We start from the raw sequence: 15,814 nt of genomic DNA, 5'->3' as shown, positions 1-15,814 counted from the left end.
TCTAGGCGTCTACGCCAGCCGGTAGAGGCCGGTGAAACGCTGCCGCCGGGACGCGCTATCGCGCGATGGGCCCGATGATTGAATCACGCCCTGCGTCTAAGATGGAATTCGCCGGTCAGCCGCCACGTCTTCCGCTCGTCCGTCGATTCGCGGCTGATCCAGTGCAGCGAGTTGGCTTCGATCTCGGTGAAGCACCACTGGCAAATCGTGCCCGAGGCATCGCGATACTCCTGCACGATGTCGTCGCCGACCTGACGACCGGTCATCCGGTTGTAGGATTGCCTCACCGGGTCGACGAACATGATCTGCCAGTTGTCCTGTTGCGGGTCGTAGATCCGCAAGGTGGTGCCGTACATCCTGTCGCCCTCGCCGGTCGCGCGTCCGGTGCGCGAGGGCACGATCCAGACGTCCTGGATTGCCCGGCCTTGCAGCGCCCAGCCGAAATGCACCTCGCAACTGGAGCCGAACGGCTCGCCTTTTGCGGGGTGCACCGTCACGGTGCCGTCCCAGGCGCCGACGAAGCGGCCGTATAGCATCATCTTGTCGGCGCGGTCCGCCGCCGGACCGTTGCTGCACAGTGCATCGATGAATGAAAACAATTCGCTGGCCATAGATGTTCTCCCGCTGATGTTCGTGATCTTCGGAAGACTTGCCAAATGAGGGGCTCAGCGCTTGGAAAAAATTGCGGTTGACGGCGCTTGCCGGTGTGGCCGATTTCGGATGGAGAAAAGGCGCCGCGCGAAGCACGGCGCCTTCGATCCATTTCAGATTATCGCGCCGTCAGGCCTTCACGGCCGCGAACGCATAGCCGTTGCCGTCCTTCGTCAGCGTGCCGACGTTCGGGAATCCGAAATGATAGCCCGCGATCATGCCCTTTTCGGCGATCACGCGATCGAAGAACGCGCGCCGCGTGGCTTCCGCCTTGGGTCCATCCGAGTCGAACATCGAGAACCATCCGGGATTGCGGACGAACAACTGGTGGATACCCGTCACGTCGCTCTGGATGAACAATTGCTGGCCGCCCGATGCGACCAGGAACGACATGTGCCCGATGGTGTGGCCGGGCGTGGCGATGGCCTTCACGCCGGGCGCGAGCTCGGCGCCGTCATTGTACTGTTTGATGTTCTTCCAGGTCGGGAAGGTCGCCTGAATCCGTTTGACGTGGGGGCGGAAGGATTCCGGCATCTTCTCTACCAGCGCCGGATCGGTCCAGAACTTGTACTCCACCTCTGGCATCAGGATTTCCGCATTCGGAAATACTTGCGCGTTGGTCTCCTTCACCCACAGGCCGGAGATGTGATCGGGATGGAAATGCGAGATCACCACCGTGGAGACGCTAGCCGGGTCGAGGCCGGCCGCCTTCATGTTGTCGGCGAGCTTGCCCACAGTCGGCGGCCCGTTGCTGCCGAAGCCGGTGTCGAACAGCACGACCTTGCCGCCGGTCCGGATCGCGGTGACGGTGAATGGATTGTCGAATTTGTCCGGACCGATCCCGCCGGCCGTCAGCGCCTTCTTGACGTCGTCGAGCGAGGCATTCTTCACGAAGCCTTCATTGAGGACGCGCTCGACACTGCCCTCATGCAGGCTGAAGGCCTCGATCTCGCCGACCTTGAATTTGAGGCTGTCAGCGGCGCGCTGTGCATGCGCCGCGCCGATGAATGAAACCGGTCCCTTGAGGCCGAAAACGAGCGCTGCCGCCGTGCTCCCGAGGACCAGATCGCGACGTGAAATTTCGAACATTGCCCTTGCTCCCTTGGTTGCTCTTTTGCCCGCCAGAGACTTCCGTTCCGAAGGGCTCGCGGTAGATGCTACCCCGCACAACCCGGGATATTCCGGTGCTATTGCAGCTCAATGACAAGGCGTGTTGCCGCAATGCGGCGTGGCTCTCGGCAAGGCAGGGCTTTCAGCACATGCGAGGCATTTGCAAGCAAGACTCGCGGCCGGGACGGATGGCCGGTTGAAGCGAGCCTCTGACCCAGTTAGGCCGGAGCCAGCGGCTTCTCGCCGTTGCGCTCCGACAGCGTAAAAATCTCGACGCCGGTCGCGGTGACGCCGACCGAATGCTCGAACTGCGCCGACAGCGAGCGGTCGCGGGTCACCGCGGTCCAGCCGTCGGACAGGATTTTTACATGCGGCTTGCCGAGATTGATCATCGGCTCGATGGTGAAGAACATGCCAGGCTTGAGCATCACGCCTTCGCCGGGCCGGCCGATATGGATGATGTTGGGCTCGTCGTGGAACATGCGCCCGAGGCCATGGCCGCAGAAATCGCGCACCACGCTCATGCCCTGCGGCTCGACAAAACTCTGGATGGCATGGCCGATGTCGCCGGTGGTGGCCCCGGGCTTCACCGCGGCGATGCCGCGCATCATCGCCTCATAGGTGACCTCGATCAGCCGCTCGGCCTTGCGGGCGATCGGAGCGATCACATACATCCGGCTGGAATCGCCATACCAGCCGTCGACGATGAAAGTGACATCGATATTGACGATGTCGCCTTCCTTCAGCGCGCGGTCGCCCGGCATGCCGTGGCAGACCACGTGATTGATCGAGGTACAGGTCGAGTAGCGGTAACCGCGATACATCAGCGTCGCCGGATAGGCACCGTGGCTGAAGGCGAAGTCGCGCACGAATTCGTCGATCCGCGACGTCGGAACGCCCGCCTTGACGACGTCGGTGAGTTCGTCGAGGCATTTGGCCACCAGCGCGCCGGCCTTGCGCATGCCGGCGAAGCCGCTGGCGCCATGCAGCTTGATCTGGCCGGTTTTTCGCAAGGAGGTGTCGGTGGCTTCGATATAGCTCATGGGTGGGTCATGCTTCTGGAACGGAAAAAGGGCTGATTTTGACTGCCTAATTTAATGATCCGACCGGTCAGCGCAAGCCGAGTTGGACCACGGCGCGGCCTTAAAAGGCTTGCATCTAGCCAGAAACTTCCACCACGGGCTCGACCGGCAGCGCGCCGCCGCGCACGCGGATTTCGCGGACCGGATAGGGAACACGGATCCCCTCCCGCTTGAACGCGTCCCACAGCGCCAGCATCACGTCGCTCTTGACGTTGTCGAGGCCGTCAGGATCGGGCAGCCAGAAGGTCAGCGAGAACTTCATACCGGCCTCGGCGAATTCGGTCAGGATGCAGTTCGGAGGCTTGTTCTTGATGGCGCGCGGCACTGCGTCGGCAATGTCGATGGCCAGTTTGCACACCGCCCGCGGATCGGCATCGTAGTTGGTGCTGAACAGCACCTTCACCAGCGTGTTCTTGTCGGTGTAGGTCCAGTTCACGACCTTCTGCGTCACCAGATCCTCGTTCGGGATCAGGAACTCGCGGCCGTCGCCGGCGGCAACCGAGATGTAGCGCGTCTTCATCGTACTGATGCGCCCGGTGTTGTCGCCGATGGTGACGAGGTCGCCCGGCTTCACCGACTTGTCAACCAAGAGGATGATGCCGCTGATGAAGTTGGCGACGATCTTCTGCAGGCCGAGGCCGATACCGACGCCGGCCGCGCCGGTGAACACCGCGAGCGCCGCGAGGTTGATGCCGACCGCGCTCAGGGCAATCGCGATGGCAAATACCATCAGCGTGAAGCGGACGATCTTGACCAGCAGCACCTGGATCGACGGCGTCAGATCGCCGGACCGGGTGATGCGGCCTTCCACGAAATTGCTGGCGATGTTGGTCAGCCACAACGCCACGATCAGGAGCGCGCCGAGCTTGATCAGGAGCAGCGGCGTCAGCCTGAGATCGCCGAGCACGATCGAGACCGAGTCGAGCGCCTCGACCACCGGCTCGAGTTGGCCCAGGATGCTCAGGGCCACCACCAGCCAGGCCGATATCGACACCAGCCGCACCACGAAGGTGTTGCGGATCACCGAAGTGATGAGATTGATGACCAGCCACGCGAAGGCGAGCTTGGCGGCAACCGCCAGCAGATAGCTGCGGCTCGGCCAGGTCGACGCAATCATGATCCCGCGCGCCAGCGTCATCAGGAGTGCGAACACCGCCGTCGATGTGCTGCCGACCAGCACGCGGACGAACAGCCGGAACGGCGCCGGCCAGCCCATTGCCACAGATGAAACGTCTATCCTGGAGCGCACGGCGGCAGCGCTGGCCCAGGCGATGCCTGCGGCCGTCAGGATCAGTCCGAGTTGCAGATAGAACCAGGGCGAGGTGACCTCCGCGCCGACCGAACGCGCGGCGTTGTGCAGGATCTCGATGATCTCTTTCAGGTCCATCGGAAAATTCTCGTTCGAGGCTCTGGCCTCATCAGACAAAGGTGATTCGCGAATAGCAGGCAGATTCTCACAGGCGACGTGCGGATGCCATCGACACGCAGCTACGGGCGAAGGTCAGGCCGGTAAATCGGGCACATTGCCGCGATCGCAGAAAATGGGTTGGCGATCAAGTGTGGCAACGATAAGGATGCAATTGCAAGTATTTGCGACGATATCGGAGGTTCATGGCTTCTCTCGACTCGGTCAGCATCGCCATCTTTCTGGGCGCCATTCTGGTGATGGCGGGCATCCTGTCGAGCCTGCTTGCGTTGCGCTTCGGGGCGCCCCTGCTGCTGGTGTTCCTCCTGATCGGCATGCTGGCGGGCGATGCCGGACCGGGCCAGCTCAGCTTCGATGATGTCCGCACCACCTATCTGGTCGGCTCGGTGGCGCTGGCGCTGATCCTGTTCGACGGCGGTTTGCGAACCAAATTTCAGAGCATTCGCACGGTGCTTGCCCCATCGATGGTGCTGGCGACCATCGGCGTATTGCTCACCGCGCTGATATCAGCGCCGGTCGCCAAATACGTGCTCGACTTGAACTGGTCCGAGTCGCTGCTGGTCGGCGCGGTGGTGGCGTCGACTGATGCCGCTGCGGTGTTTCTGCTCGTCCACACCCAGGGCCTGCGCCTGCGTCCCCGTGTGGGGGCGACGCTGGAAGTGGAATCCGGCACCAACGATCCGTTCGCAATCTTCCTCACCCTGATGCTGGTCAAATTCATTTCCATCGGTCAAAGCTCGCTCGGCCATGTCGCATTCGAACTCGCCCGTGAAGGCCTGCTCGGCGCCATCTTCGGCGTGGTCGGCGGTCGTCTGGTGGTGCTGGCGCTCAATCGCATGGCGCTGCCGCAGGGCTTGCATGCGCCCTTCGTCACGACCGCTGCATTGGTGGTTTTCGGTGTAGCGCAGATTGCACACGCGTCGGGCTTTCTCGCGGTCTATCTCGCGGGAATCATCGTCGGCAACCGGCCGACGCGCGCCCATAATTCGGTGGTGACGTTTCTCGATGCCGCGACCTGGCTGGCACAGATCGTGATGTTCGTCCTGCTCGGGCTGCTGGCATCGCCGCAGCGCCTGCTGGATAGCGTCGGTCCGGCCGTGATCGTGGCGCTGGTGCTGATGCTGGTAGCGCGGCCGATCGCGGTGTTGCTGTGCCTGGTACCGTTCCGGTTCAACTGGCGGGAAAAGATCTTCATCGCCTGGACCGGCCTGCGTGGCGCGGTCGCGATCTTCCTCGCCTCGATCCCGATGCTGGTCGGATTGCCAAAGGCCTATCTCTATTTCGACGTCGCCTTTGTCGTGGTCATCATCTCGCTCTTGCTGCAGGGCTGGACACTGGCGCCGGCGGCGCGGTGGCTGCACGTGGCGCTGCCGCGCGTCGAGCGCGGTCCGCGGCGCGTCGAACTCGATCTGCCCGGCCAGCTCGAGCAGCAACTGGTCGGCTATCCGGTACGGGCAAAGAGCCTGTATTTCCGGCGTGGCCTTACGCCATCCTGGTCGAAGCCGACGCTCGTCATCCGCGACGAGCGGATTCTCTCGCCCGCCGAGGCCGATCCGATCGAAGCCGGCGATTACGTCTATCTGCTGGCGCCGCCTGAGAAGGCCGAGGCGCTGGATCGTTTCTTTGTCGATATGCCGCCGAGCACGGCGCCCGACCCGCATCTGCTCGGGGATTTCATAGTGTCGGGCGAGCACACGCTGGGCGAGCTGGCGGAGGTCTATGGCGTCGCCATCAGCGAGGATCAGGCGAAGCTGACGTTATCGGATTATTTCGATGTCCATCTCGACCACGCGCCGAAAGAAGGCGCGGAGCTGGCATTGGATCCCATCGTCCTTGTCGCGCGCAATATCAGTGGCGGCCGCGTCAACGTGGTTGGCCTGCGGCTGCCGGAAGAGGAGGAGAAGGTCGTGCCCCTGACAAGCTGGCAGGCCTTCAAGCGCAAGCTTGCGGAGATCTGGTCGTCGGTGGCAGGCGTTTGATTCCGTCGGCGCCGCTCCTCCAAGTCCGCTAGCGCTGGCGCCGCCACTTCACCGGGACTTACTCCTCCAGCGTAAACCCGACCCGCAAGGTGACCTGGTAATGACGAACAGATCCATTTTCGATATGGCCTCTGGTCTGCACGACTTCGAACCATTTCATTTCGCGAATGGTTTTTGATGCGCGGGTGATGGCGTTCTGAATTGCTTCCTCGATGCTCTTTTCGGAAGATCCGACGAGATCCAGGATCTTGTAGACGTGATCCGTCGTTCCAGCGGTATGCGGCATTGCTAACCTCCGTTGCGGCGATTGGTGCCTGCGCCTGCATCCTCCTGTTCAAAATTCTGATGCGATCAGGAGCGTGTCCATTCTGAACGAGTTCTCAAGCTCTTCAGTTCCATCGAAAGCTGGCGGCTGAGGAGCGTTTCAACAAACAAAAAGGCCCCAGCCGTCGGCTGAGGCCTTCCCGTCATCTGCAATGCGCCCTCAATAGATGTAGGGAGCGCAGACGTACACGGTACGCGGACCATACTTGGTGAAGATGGTCTTGTAGCAGCTCCCGCCAACATAGAACGATGTTCCAAAGTGGCGATGGCCCCAGTGACCATGCCCATGATGGCCATGCCCATGGTGACCGTGGCCGTGATGACCGTGACCGTGGCCGTGGCCGTGATGGCCACCATGCTTGCCGCCGGCGGACGCCGGTGCGACCGCAGCCGCGGTCATGGCAATGGCGGCGACGGCAGCGAGGGTAATCTTGCGAAGCATTTACATTCTCCAATCCAGGCGTGATTGCCTGATATGCCTGTGAGACGCGGCCGGGGTGGAGAAAGTTCGAGGGATTTTTGTGAACGCGCGTTCACGTGTGACCTGCAGCACGCAGCAATCGTTCAATGCCATCCAGCCTGCATTCGTGCGCTCAGGAACCGATCCCGCGCAGGTCTGATGCAATATCCGCAGTTGAGGAATGAACGGAGTGTCATTAGCTTGCGGGACAAGGCCCGCTTCACGGCCGCACGGTGGAAACGCAGGAGAGACACAACAATGTCCGGCCCCTCTGACGACCAGCTCGGTTTTGCGCCCGATTATGATTCTGCCGTTCCCTATATGCAGCGGACCCGCGACTACTACGCGGCGATCGGCTACACCACGCCCTACCGCTGGGCGCATTATGTCGACGCGCCGTTCCAGCCGCTGAAAAAGCCGCTGGCGCAATCGCGCGTCACCATCGTCACCACGGCGGCCCAGTATGATCCCACCAAGGGCGATCAGGGACCGGGCGCGGCGTACAACGGCAGCGCCAAGTTCTACCAAGTCTATGACGGCGACACCTCGAAAGAGCACGATTTGCGCATCTCGCATATCGGCTATGACCGCAAGCACACTACGGCCACCGACAGCGGCACCTGGTTTCCGCTGCCACAGCTTCTGAAGGCCAGGGCCGCCGGGCGGATCGGCGAAGTCGCGCCGCGCTTCTTCGGCGCGCCGACCAATCGCAGTCACCGCGTCACCATCGACGTCGATGCGCCCGACATCCTAGCCCGCTGCCTCGCCGACAAGGTCGATGCCGCCGTGATCGTTCCGAACTGCCCGGTCTGCCATCAGACCTCCGCGCTGGTCGCGCGCCATCTCGAAGCCAATGGGATCGCCACCGTGGTAATGGGCTGCGCCAAGGATATCGTCGAACATGCGGCCGCGCCGCGCTTCCTGTTCTCGGATTTCCCGCTCGGCAATTCCGCCGGCAAGCCGCACGATTTGGAGTCGCAGGCGCTGACGCTCGAACTGGCGCTGCGGCTGCTCGAATCCGCGCCCGGCGCGCGCACCACGATGCAGTCGCCGCTGCGCTGGAGCGAAGATGCTTCCTGGAAGCTCGACTACAACAACGTCTCGCAGATGAGCCCGGAAGAACTGGCGCGGCGTCGCGCCGAGTTCGACAAGCAGAAGGAAATCGCGCGCGGTAACCGGGCGGCGTGACGCCCTTTCTCCCTTGTGGGAGAAGGTGGCGCGAACGAAGTCCGCGCCGGATGAAGGGTTCTCTCCGCGGAGACAAACCCGTCCGCGACGCTCCGCGCGTCGCGTCCACCTTCTCCACAAGGGGAGAGGGAAGAATCAGGAGGAAATAGACGTGACCCGACCGTTTGAAGGCGTGAAGATTCTCGACTTCACGCAGGTGCTGGCTGGCCCCTATGCGAGCTACCAGCTCGCGCTGCTCGGGGCCGACGTCATTAAGGTGGAGCGGCGCGAGGGCGAGGACATGCGCCGCACGCCGCTGAGCCGCGAATGGGCCGAGCGGGGGCTGGCTCCCGGCTGGCAAGCGATCAACGGCAACAAGCGCAGCCTCACTCTAGATCTCTCGAGGCCGGAGGCGATCACCATCGTCAAACAGCTCGCAACCCAAGCCGATGTGGTGATGGAGAATTTTCGCCCCGGCGTGATGGACAAGCTCGGCATCGGCTACGCTGCGCTCTCGGCCATTAATCCGCGGCTGATCTATTGCGCCATCTCCGGCTTCGGCCAGACCGGTCCCGAGCGGCTGGGCGCCGGCTATGATGGCAAGATCCAGGCGCTGTCGGGCATCATGTCGATCACCGGCCATCCTGAGACCGGGCCGACGCGCGCGGGCTTCGCGGTCTGCGACGTCCTGTCGGGCGCGACCGCAGCCTTCGGCGTGTCGAGCGCGCTGTTCCAGCGCACCCATACCGGCAAGGGCCAGTTGGTCGACGTCTCCATGCTGGAGGCGACGCTGGCGTTCCTGTCCGGGCAAGTCGCGGACTATTCAGTCGCTGGCCACCGCCAGCAGCTTTCCGGCAATCAGGCCGTGAGCCGAAGGCCGACCGCCAATTTGTTCAAGGCCGGCGACGGCTATCTGCTGCTCGCAGTCAACAGCGAGAAGCAATACCACGCGCTGATGACGGCGCTCGGCCGCGCCGATGCGCTGGAGGATCCGCGTTTCGTCGACTGGTTTGCCCGGCAGGAAAACGAGCCGGCGCTGCGGGCCATCATCGAGGAGGCGCTATCGAAGAAGGACCCGCGCGAGTGGGAAAAGCTCCTGGAAGCCGCAGGCGCGCCCTGTGCCAGCATCTGGAAGATTGAGGAGGTGATCGACCACCCGCAGATCGCCGCGCGCGGTGCCATTCAGGAGATCGATACGCCCTATGGCCGCCTGCGCTTTGCCGGCAGCGGCTTTCAGCTCGCCCATGGCGGCGGACGGCTCGACCGCATGGCGCCCGCGCTCGGCGCCCACACCGACGAGGTGCTGGCCTCGCTCGGCTACGACGTAGCTGCGATCGCGGAACTGCGCACGCGCGAGGTCGTCTAGCGGTAGCCGGGGCAGGGGCGTTGGCTCCTGTCCCGTTTTGAGCATGCCTGCGCATGGCGACCCTGCACCAAGCCGCTTTGAGCGGCCGGGCTTACCGTCTAAAAGACGCCTTTCCCGATCCAAGAAGGATAGATCATGCCCGCCTATCGTTCCCGAACCACGACCCACGGCCGCAACATGGCGGGCGCCCGCGGGCTCTGGCGCGCCACCGGGATGAAGAACGAGGACTTTGGCAAGCCGATCATTGCGGTGGTCAACTCCTTCACCCAGTTCGTGCCCGGCCATGTGCACCTGAAGGATCTCGGCCAACTCGTCGCACGCGAGATCGAGAAGGCGGGCGGCGTTGCCAAGGAGTTCAACACCATCGCGGTCGACGACGGCATCGCGATGGGCCATGACGGCATGCTCTACAGCCTGCCCTCGCGCGAAATCATCGCCGACAGCGTCGAGTACATGGTCAACGCGCATTGCGCCGACGCGATGGTCTGTATCTCCAACTGCGACAAGATCACGCCCGGCATGCTGATGGCGGCGCTGCGCATCAACATCCCGACCGTGTTCGTCTCCGGCGGCCCGATGGAATCCGGCAAGGTCAACCTCAAGGGCAAGGTCCGCGCGGTCGACCTGATCGACGCCATGGTCGCCGCGGCCGATACCAGCGTCAGCGACGCCCATGTGGAAGTGATCGAGCGCTCGGCGTGCCCGACCTGCGGCTCGTGCTCGGGCATGTTTACGGCCAATTCCATGAACTGCCTCACCGAGGCGCTGGGCTTGGCGCTGCCTGGCAACGGTTCGGTGCTGGCGACGCATGCCGACCGCAGGGGATTGTTCGTCGAAGCCGGCCATCTGATCGTCGATCTGGCGCGGCGCTACTACGAGCAGGAGGACGAAACCGCGCTGCCGCGGACGATCGCAAACTTCAAGGCGTTCGAGAACGCGATGACGCTCGACATCGCCATGGGCGGATCGACCAACACGGTGCTGCACCTGCTGGCGGCGGCTTACGAAGGCAAGGTGCCGTTCACGATGCTGGACATCGACCGGCTGTCGCGCCGCGTGCCGGTGCTGTGCAAGGTGGCGCCATCGGTAGCGGACGTGCATCTGGAAGACGTTCACCGCGCCGGCGGCGTGATGGCCATCCTCGGCGAACTCGATCGCGCCGGACTGTTGAACCGCGGCCTGCCGATGGTTCACAGCAAGACGCTGGAAGACGCGCTCGGCCGCTGGGATATCGTGCGCACCAAGAGCGAAAGCGTTCGCAAATTCTTCACGGCGGCGCCGGGCAACGTGCCGACGCAGGTCGCGTTCAGCCAGGAGCGCCGGTTCGAGGAACTCGATACCGACCGCGCCACCGGCTGCATCCGCGACGCCGCGCACGCCTTCTCCAAGGACGGTGGCCTCGCAGTGCTCTCGGGCAATCTCGCGCTCGACGGCTGTATCGTGAAGACCGCCGGCGTCGACGAGAGTATTTTGAAGTTCGAAGGACCGGCGCGGATTTTTGAAAGCCAGGACGCGGCGGTCGAGGGCATTTTGGGCGGCAAGATCAAGGCCGGCGACGTCGTCGTTGTCCGCTATGAGGGACCGCGCGGCGGGCCCGGCATGCAGGAGATGCTGTATCCGACCAGCTATCTGAAATCGAAGGGACTCGGAAAGGTCTGTGCGCTGATCACCGATGGCCGCTTCTCCGGCGGCTCCTCGGGCCTGTCGATCGGCCACATCTCGCCAGAAGCCGCCGAAGGCGGTCTGATCGGCCTCGTGGAAGACGGCGACCTGATCAAGATCGACATCCCCGCGCGCTCGATCAGCCTCGTGGTCGATGACGCCACGCTGGCGAAGCGCCGCGAAGCCATGCTGGCCCGCGGGGCGGACGCCTGGAAGCCCGCCAAGAAGCGCAGCCGCAACCTGACGATGGCGCTGAAAGCCTACGCGGCGCTGACGACGAGCGCCGCCCGCGGTGCGGTGCGGATTGTGCCGGAGTGACGAACTTCTTCACCTCTCCCGCTTGCGGGGGAGGTCGGATCGCATCGTAGATGCGATCCGGGTGGGGGAAGCTCTATCCACACGGGCAGTGTGACTCGTGGCGACACCCCACCCCGGCCCTCCCGCAAGCGGGAGAGGGAGGGCAGTCTCGTCGCGGTTGCCCTTATCTAGCTCAGGACGCGCTACGTCAGCACCTTGACGCTGCCGAGCGCGGTGACGCGGCCGCGCTTGAGCATCACGATCTGCGTCGCGAACTGACGCAGCTCCACGGCTGCAACGCAGATTTGCTCAAACCGAACAAACTTGCCTCTCGCGCTCCCATTTCTATATGCTAGGATTGTATGCATCCGCACGGTGAGCCGTAAGCCGCCGTGCTGTCTCGTTACGATGGCAACGAGCGCACTCAATCCCGTCGATTGAACACGTACGCGCTTGCGCAGGGAGCCATCATGCCTCACTTCCTCTCACGCCTTCTGCTGATCCTATTTGGAACGATTGCCGCAAGCGGAGTTCACGCGCAAGAGACTCCAACTATCGCTGCTGCGTCGGATCTAAAGTTTGCATTGGAGGAGGTCGCTGCCAAATTCAAAGCCGAGACTCACCAGGAGGTGCGACTGAACTTCGGGTCATCGGGCAATTTTGCGCGCCAGTTGCAACAGGGCGCGCCATTCGAAATGTTCATGTCGGCTGACGAAGGTTTTGTTTTCCAGCTCGCAGACGCAGGCAAGACAATGGATCGTGGCATCCTCTACGCGGAGGGCCGCATTGTTCTCTTCGTTCCGAAGGGCTCTCCCGTTAGAGCAGACGGTCAGCTCGATGATGTTAGCGCGGCAACCGTAGATGGTCGCATACAGAAATTTGCAATTGCTAATCCCGAGCACGCCCCCTACGGGCGCGCCGCTGAACAGGCGTTGAGGAATCGAGGTCTGTGGGACGTGATCAAGCCAAAGCTCGTGTTGGGAGAGAACGTTTCACAAGCGGCGCAGTTCGCGACATCGGGGGCGGCGCAAGGCGGCATCTTTGCCTATTCGCTCGCGCTTGCGCCGGCCGTCAGCTCGCTCGGCTCATTTGTTCTGATTCCTGCCGAATGGCATCAGCCGTTGCGACAGCGGATGGTCTTGATGAAAAACGCGACCCCTGTAACCAGAGAATTTTATCGCTACGTCCAGATGCCAGCAGCCCGCGTGGTATTCCGCAAGTTTGGGTTCATCCTGCCTGGCGAAGCGTCCTAAATATGGATTGGTCGGCCCTTGCTGTATCGCTCAAGCTGGGAGCTTTGACGGTGCTCGTCCTTCTGCCGTTGGGAATCATCTGCGGCCGGGCGCTCGCCTTCAATCGGTTCCAGGGCAAGGGCTTTGTTGAGGCGTTGTTGGCGCTGCCGCTGGTCTTGCCGCCGACCGTTCTTGGCTACTACCTGCTGGTAGCCTTTGGCGGCAATTCTCCCTTGGGACAGCTCTGGCAAGCCATCAGCGGTCATCCGCTCGCCTTCAGCTTCGAAGGGCTGTTGCTTGCTTCGTTGATCGCAAACATTCCCTTCGTCGTGCAGCCTGTGCAACGAGGGTTCGAGGCTATTGCGGTCGAGATACGAGAAGCCGCCGCCTGTTCGGGGCTTTCGCCATGGCGAGTATTTCTCACGATCGATCTTCCGTTGGCTTGGCCCGGAATCGTTACCGGTATGGTGCTCGCATTCGCCCATACGCTGGGGGAGTTCGGAGTAGTGCTCATGGTCGGGGGCAATATCACGGGGGAGACCAGGACCGTTGCTGTTGCCATCTACGATCGAGTTCAGGCATTCGACAACAACGCAGCGGGTATCATGTCGGTGTTGCTGCTTGCGCTCTCGTTACTTGCACTTTCGGTCACCTACTTTCTTTCTGCTCGGATCGGACGTCGCTATGCCTGACAGCGGATTGCAAGTTCGGTTGCGCCAGGAAGGGCCCATTCCTCTTGATGTCGAGTTCTCATGTGCGCCAAATCAGCTACTGGCCTTGGTGGGACCGTCGGGGGCCGGCAAGACCACTATTCTTCGTTCAATCGCAGGTCTCTACCGGCCTCGCGAAGGGCGTGTTAGCTGCCAAGACAATGTTTGGCTTGATGCTGCAAACGGCGTGCATGTCCCTCCGCACGAGCGTCCGGTGGGTTTGGTTTTTCAGGGCTATGCCCTGTTTCCACATATGACAGTGCTTCGAAATGTGACGACGGCGCTGGGACGGAGCCCGAAGGCAGCGCGAGACGCAAAGGCGCAAGAGCTGCTGTCTCTTGTGCACCTTCAAGGATTCGATAGTCGATATCCCGCTTCATTGTCCGGGGGAGAACAGCAGCGTGTTGCCGTTGCCCGCGCGCTCGCACGTAGCCCCGCAGTGCTGCTTATGGACGAGCCCTTCTCCGCTGTTGATCGTCGCACCCGGCGCAAGCTCCGCGACGAACTTGCCGAGCTACGGAAGGTCATGCAAATCCCGATTGTTATGGTCACACATGATCTCGATGAAGCGGCATCCCTCGCGGATCGAATGTGCGTCATCGATAAGGGAGAAACCCTGCAAGTTGGGACACCCGCAGAGCTGATGAAAGCTCCCGTGAACCAGCGAGTAGTCGAGGCGCTAGACCTGCCAGATCAGCTAATAGAGCGGATCAGTACTCGCTCCACGGGATCGCAGTCGAGGTAACGGGCTCAGACGTGGATTTACCAATTGAAGCTGCCGGCCCTATCAATGATGATGGTGTCGCTTGTGCCCGCCGCTCCCGTAACCGCGCAACTCTGCATACTTGGTCATTTGCGACGGGGTCAAAATGCTGCCGGTCGACAAATGATATTTCAGATGGGTCTCGCGCAGCATCCCTTGCGTGGCGGCAACGGCCGCGGTGGACGCCTTCAAGCTTTCGGGCGTGACCGTGCGGGTGGCAAACTGCTTGTCGAGTTCGGCTTCCTGCTCGATCAGCTTGGCGCCCAGCGGCATCGCTTCGGCCTTCATGGAATCGAACAGGCGCTGCATGCTGGCGCGTTGCTCGGTGGAGAGTTCGAGCTTGTCGGCAAGCTCGAGAACGTGCAATGGCCCCGGATAGCCGTTCAGCTCGGCTGCGAGCGCCAGGCCCATTCCGCGGCCGGCGCCGAGGTCGGCAATCTGCTGATCGGAAAGCGCCTTGATCGGGCGCGCCTGCATCCCGGCATACGGCGTCTGTGCGTGTACGCTCGTGACGAATGCGATCGATGCAATCAGTGGCCAAATCTTCATCGTCGTTCTCCGGTGGGTCGGCTTGATACTTCGTGTTTGGCATCCGGTGCGTTCAGCACCGACTTGCAGGCGGGCGGCAGCGCAGCCATCGTCATCGGCGGCTTCGGCTTCGGCGGCACTTTCGGCGGCTTCGGATGCAGCACCGCGTCGCTGAACCAGTAGGCAAGATCGCCCGCGCTGCAGCCTTCGCCCTCGTTCGGATCGGGCTGGCTTTCGCATTCGCTCGCGCCGGGCGGGCATTTGATGCGGATGTGGAAGTGATAGTCATGGCCGTACATCGGCCGCACCTTGTGGAGCCAGGAGCGGTCGCCCTTGGCTTCACGGCACAACGCTTTCTTGATCGCGGCATTAACGAAGATGCGCTGTACGGTCGGCTCCTGCGCGGCGGCGCGGATCACCGCAAGATGCGTCGGCGTCCAGGCGTGCGGATCGATATCGAGCCGGTCGCTGCGCACCATCATCACCGCGGACATCTCCTCGCGTTCGTTGCGCGATAGCTGCCGGTTCGGCATCGGCGTCAGCCAGATGTCGGCGTCGAGCCCCACCTGATGGCTGGCATGCCCGGTAAGCATCGGTCCGCCGCGCGGCTGCGACATGTCGCCGACCAGGATGCCGGGCCAGCCCGCATCCCGGCGCGCTCTGGCGGCCAGCCGTTTGATCAGCGCGACCAGATCCGGATGGCCCCAATAGCGATTGCGCGACAGCCGCATCACCTGCCAATTGTCGCCGTCGATCGGCAGCCCTTCTGCGCCCGCGATGCAGCCATGGGCGTAAAACCCGTGCACGCGCGTCGGCATCGCCGCGGGCAGAACCTTGCGGCCGAACAGCTCCTTGGCGGCGATGTTGGGATCATCGGGATTGGCAAGCGGCGGCAGCGGTTTTGGATGGACCGTGCCCTTGTCCTGCGCCCATGCACTCGCGGCATTGGCGGCGGCTATCAAGGCTATGAGGGGGATCAGAAACAGGCGGGGGTTCATCGGACCAGAGAGTTCAGGGATCGCTCGATTGGCAAACTTAGCATGAAACCGGTAAGAGA

Annotated in this window: 15 protein-coding genes; 7 read left to right on the top strand and 8 right to left on the bottom strand. The window is 62.6% G+C overall.

The genetic code is table 11. The features are described 5' to 3' along the window. Positions 1-83 precede the first annotated feature (83 nt). From RX328_RS41805 to RX328_RS41790, 4 genes are all read right to left on the bottom strand, one after another. The gene (locus RX328_RS41805; RefSeq protein ID WP_213251199.1) at positions 84-611 is read right to left on the bottom strand and encodes a hypothetical protein; all 528 of its coding nucleotides are present in this window, start codon (positions 609-611) and stop codon (positions 84-86) included. Positions 612-780: 169 nt separating this feature from the next. Next, positions 781-1,740: an MBL fold metallo-hydrolase gene (locus RX328_RS41800; protein WP_213251197.1), complete on the bottom strand. Its 960-nt coding sequence runs from the start codon at positions 1,738-1,740 to the stop codon at positions 781-783. A gap of 239 nt (positions 1,741-1,979) precedes the next feature. Continuing rightward, entirely contained in the window at positions 1,980-2,804 is an 825-nt protein-coding gene (gene map / locus RX328_RS41795; RefSeq protein WP_213251195.1) for a type I methionyl aminopeptidase, read from the bottom strand. A 115-nt stretch (positions 2,805-2,919) separates the two neighbouring features. Further along, on the bottom strand, positions 2,920-4,230 hold the full coding sequence (locus RX328_RS41790; RefSeq protein WP_213251193.1) for a mechanosensitive ion channel family protein: 1,311 nt from the start codon (positions 4,228-4,230) through the stop codon (positions 2,920-2,922). 224 nt (positions 4,231-4,454) lie between these two features. Between RX328_RS41790 and RX328_RS41785 the strand changes: the two genes are divergently transcribed. Then, complete coding sequence (locus RX328_RS41785; RefSeq protein ID WP_213251191.1) at positions 4,455-6,248, top strand: potassium/proton antiporter; 1,794 nt, start codon at positions 4,455-4,457, stop codon at positions 6,246-6,248. A gap of 58 nt (positions 6,249-6,306) precedes the next feature. Here RX328_RS41785 and RX328_RS41780 read toward each other — a convergent pair whose 3' ends face one another. Next, a complete protein-coding gene (locus RX328_RS41780) occupies positions 6,307-6,534 on the bottom strand; it encodes a dodecin (protein WP_213251189.1) in 228 nt (75 codons plus the stop codon). A 198-nt stretch (positions 6,535-6,732) separates the two neighbouring features. Then, entirely contained in the window at positions 6,733-7,014 is a 282-nt protein-coding gene (locus RX328_RS41775) for a hypothetical protein (protein WP_213251187.1), read from the bottom strand. 276 nt (positions 7,015-7,290) lie between these two features. Here RX328_RS41775 and RX328_RS41770 point away from each other — a divergent pair, with 276 nt between their 5' ends. The 6 genes from RX328_RS41770 (at position 7,291) to RX328_RS41745 (ending at position 14,211) form a co-directional block, all read left to right on the top strand. Further along, positions 7,291-8,220, top strand: coding sequence for a glycine/sarcosine/betaine reductase selenoprotein B family protein (locus RX328_RS41770; RefSeq protein WP_213251184.1), 930 nt, complete (start codon positions 7,291-7,293; stop codon positions 8,218-8,220). 151 nt (positions 8,221-8,371) lie between these two features. Next, positions 8,372-9,565, top strand: a complete 1,194-nt coding sequence (locus RX328_RS41765; RefSeq protein ID WP_213251182.1) for a CaiB/BaiF CoA transferase family protein — start codon at positions 8,372-8,374, stop codon at positions 9,563-9,565. Positions 9,566-9,700: 135 nt separating this feature from the next. Continuing rightward, entirely contained in the window at positions 9,701-11,545 is a 1,845-nt protein-coding gene (gene ilvD, locus RX328_RS41760) for a dihydroxy-acid dehydratase (protein WP_213251179.1), read from the top strand. Between the two features lie 449 nt (positions 11,546-11,994). After that, on the top strand, positions 11,995-12,777 hold the full coding sequence (gene modA, locus RX328_RS41755; protein WP_213251175.1) for a molybdate ABC transporter substrate-binding protein: 783 nt from the start codon (positions 11,995-11,997) through the stop codon (positions 12,775-12,777). A 2-nt stretch (positions 12,778-12,779) separates the two neighbouring features. After that, positions 12,780-13,448: a molybdate ABC transporter permease subunit gene (gene modB, locus RX328_RS41750; RefSeq protein ID WP_213251173.1), complete on the top strand. Its 669-nt coding sequence runs from the start codon at positions 12,780-12,782 to the stop codon at positions 13,446-13,448. Further along, positions 13,441-14,211, top strand: a complete 771-nt coding sequence (locus tag RX328_RS41745; RefSeq protein WP_213251170.1) for an ABC transporter ATP-binding protein — start codon at positions 13,441-13,443, stop codon at positions 14,209-14,211. Before modB ends, RX328_RS41745 begins: the two co-directional genes overlap by 8 nt. A 42-nt stretch (positions 14,212-14,253) precedes the next feature. Here the strand turns inward: RX328_RS41745 and RX328_RS41740 are convergent, their stop codons facing one another. Further along, positions 14,254-14,778 (bottom strand): Spy/CpxP family protein refolding chaperone, encoded by a 525-nt coding sequence (locus RX328_RS41740; RefSeq protein ID WP_213251167.1) that lies wholly within the window; start codon positions 14,776-14,778, stop codon positions 14,254-14,256. Further along, a complete protein-coding gene (gene mepA / locus RX328_RS41735) occupies positions 14,775-15,755 on the bottom strand; it encodes a penicillin-insensitive murein endopeptidase (RefSeq protein ID WP_213251165.1) in 981 nt (326 codons plus the stop codon). Before mepA ends, RX328_RS41740 begins: the two co-directional genes overlap by 4 nt. Between the last annotated feature and the right edge of the window lie 59 nt (positions 15,756-15,814).

The organism is Bradyrhizobium sp. sBnM-33, from assembly GCF_032917945.1.
Taxonomy (GTDB): domain Bacteria; phylum Pseudomonadota; class Alphaproteobacteria; order Rhizobiales; family Xanthobacteraceae; genus Bradyrhizobium.
This window is presented reverse-complemented; position numbering and strand designations above follow the sequence as displayed.

Bases quoted from the DNA above. Each gene is read 5' to 3' on its own strand.
- RX328_RS41805 (WP_213251199.1), bottom strand. From the start codon at position 611: ATGGCCAGCGAATTGTTTTCATTCATCGATGCACTGTGCAGCAACGGT.
- RX328_RS41800 (WP_213251197.1), bottom strand. From the start codon at position 1,740: ATGTTCGAAATTTCACGTCGCGATCTGGTCCTCGGGAGCACGGCGGCA.
- map (WP_213251195.1), bottom strand. From the start codon at position 2,804: ATGAGCTATATCGAAGCCACCGACACCTCCTTGCGAAAAACCGGCCAG.
- RX328_RS41790 (WP_213251193.1), bottom strand. From the start codon at position 4,230: ATGGACCTGAAAGAGATCATCGAGATCCTGCACAACGCCGCGCGTTCG.
- RX328_RS41785 (WP_213251191.1), top strand. From the start codon at position 4,455: ATGGCTTCTCTCGACTCGGTCAGCATCGCCATCTTTCTGGGCGCCATT.
- RX328_RS41780 (WP_213251189.1), bottom strand. From the start codon at position 6,534: ATGCCGCATACCGCTGGAACGACGGATCACGTCTACAAGATCCTGGAT.
- RX328_RS41775 (WP_213251187.1), bottom strand. From the start codon at position 7,014: ATGCTTCGCAAGATTACCCTCGCTGCCGTCGCCGCCATTGCCATGACC.
- RX328_RS41770 (WP_213251184.1), top strand. From the start codon at position 7,291: ATGTCCGGCCCCTCTGACGACCAGCTCGGTTTTGCGCCCGATTATGAT.
- ilvD (WP_213251179.1), top strand. From the start codon at position 9,701: ATGCCCGCCTATCGTTCCCGAACCACGACCCACGGCCGCAACATGGCG.
- modA (WP_213251175.1), top strand. From the start codon at position 11,995: ATGCCTCACTTCCTCTCACGCCTTCTGCTGATCCTATTTGGAACGATT.
- modB (WP_213251173.1), top strand. From the start codon at position 12,780: ATGGATTGGTCGGCCCTTGCTGTATCGCTCAAGCTGGGAGCTTTGACG.
- RX328_RS41745 (WP_213251170.1), top strand. From the start codon at position 13,441: ATGCCTGACAGCGGATTGCAAGTTCGGTTGCGCCAGGAAGGGCCCATT.
- RX328_RS41740 (WP_213251167.1), bottom strand. From the start codon at position 14,778: ATGAAGATTTGGCCACTGATTGCATCGATCGCATTCGTCACGAGCGTA.
- mepA (WP_213251165.1), bottom strand. From the start codon at position 15,755: ATGAACCCCCGCCTGTTTCTGATCCCCCTCATAGCCTTGATAGCCGCC.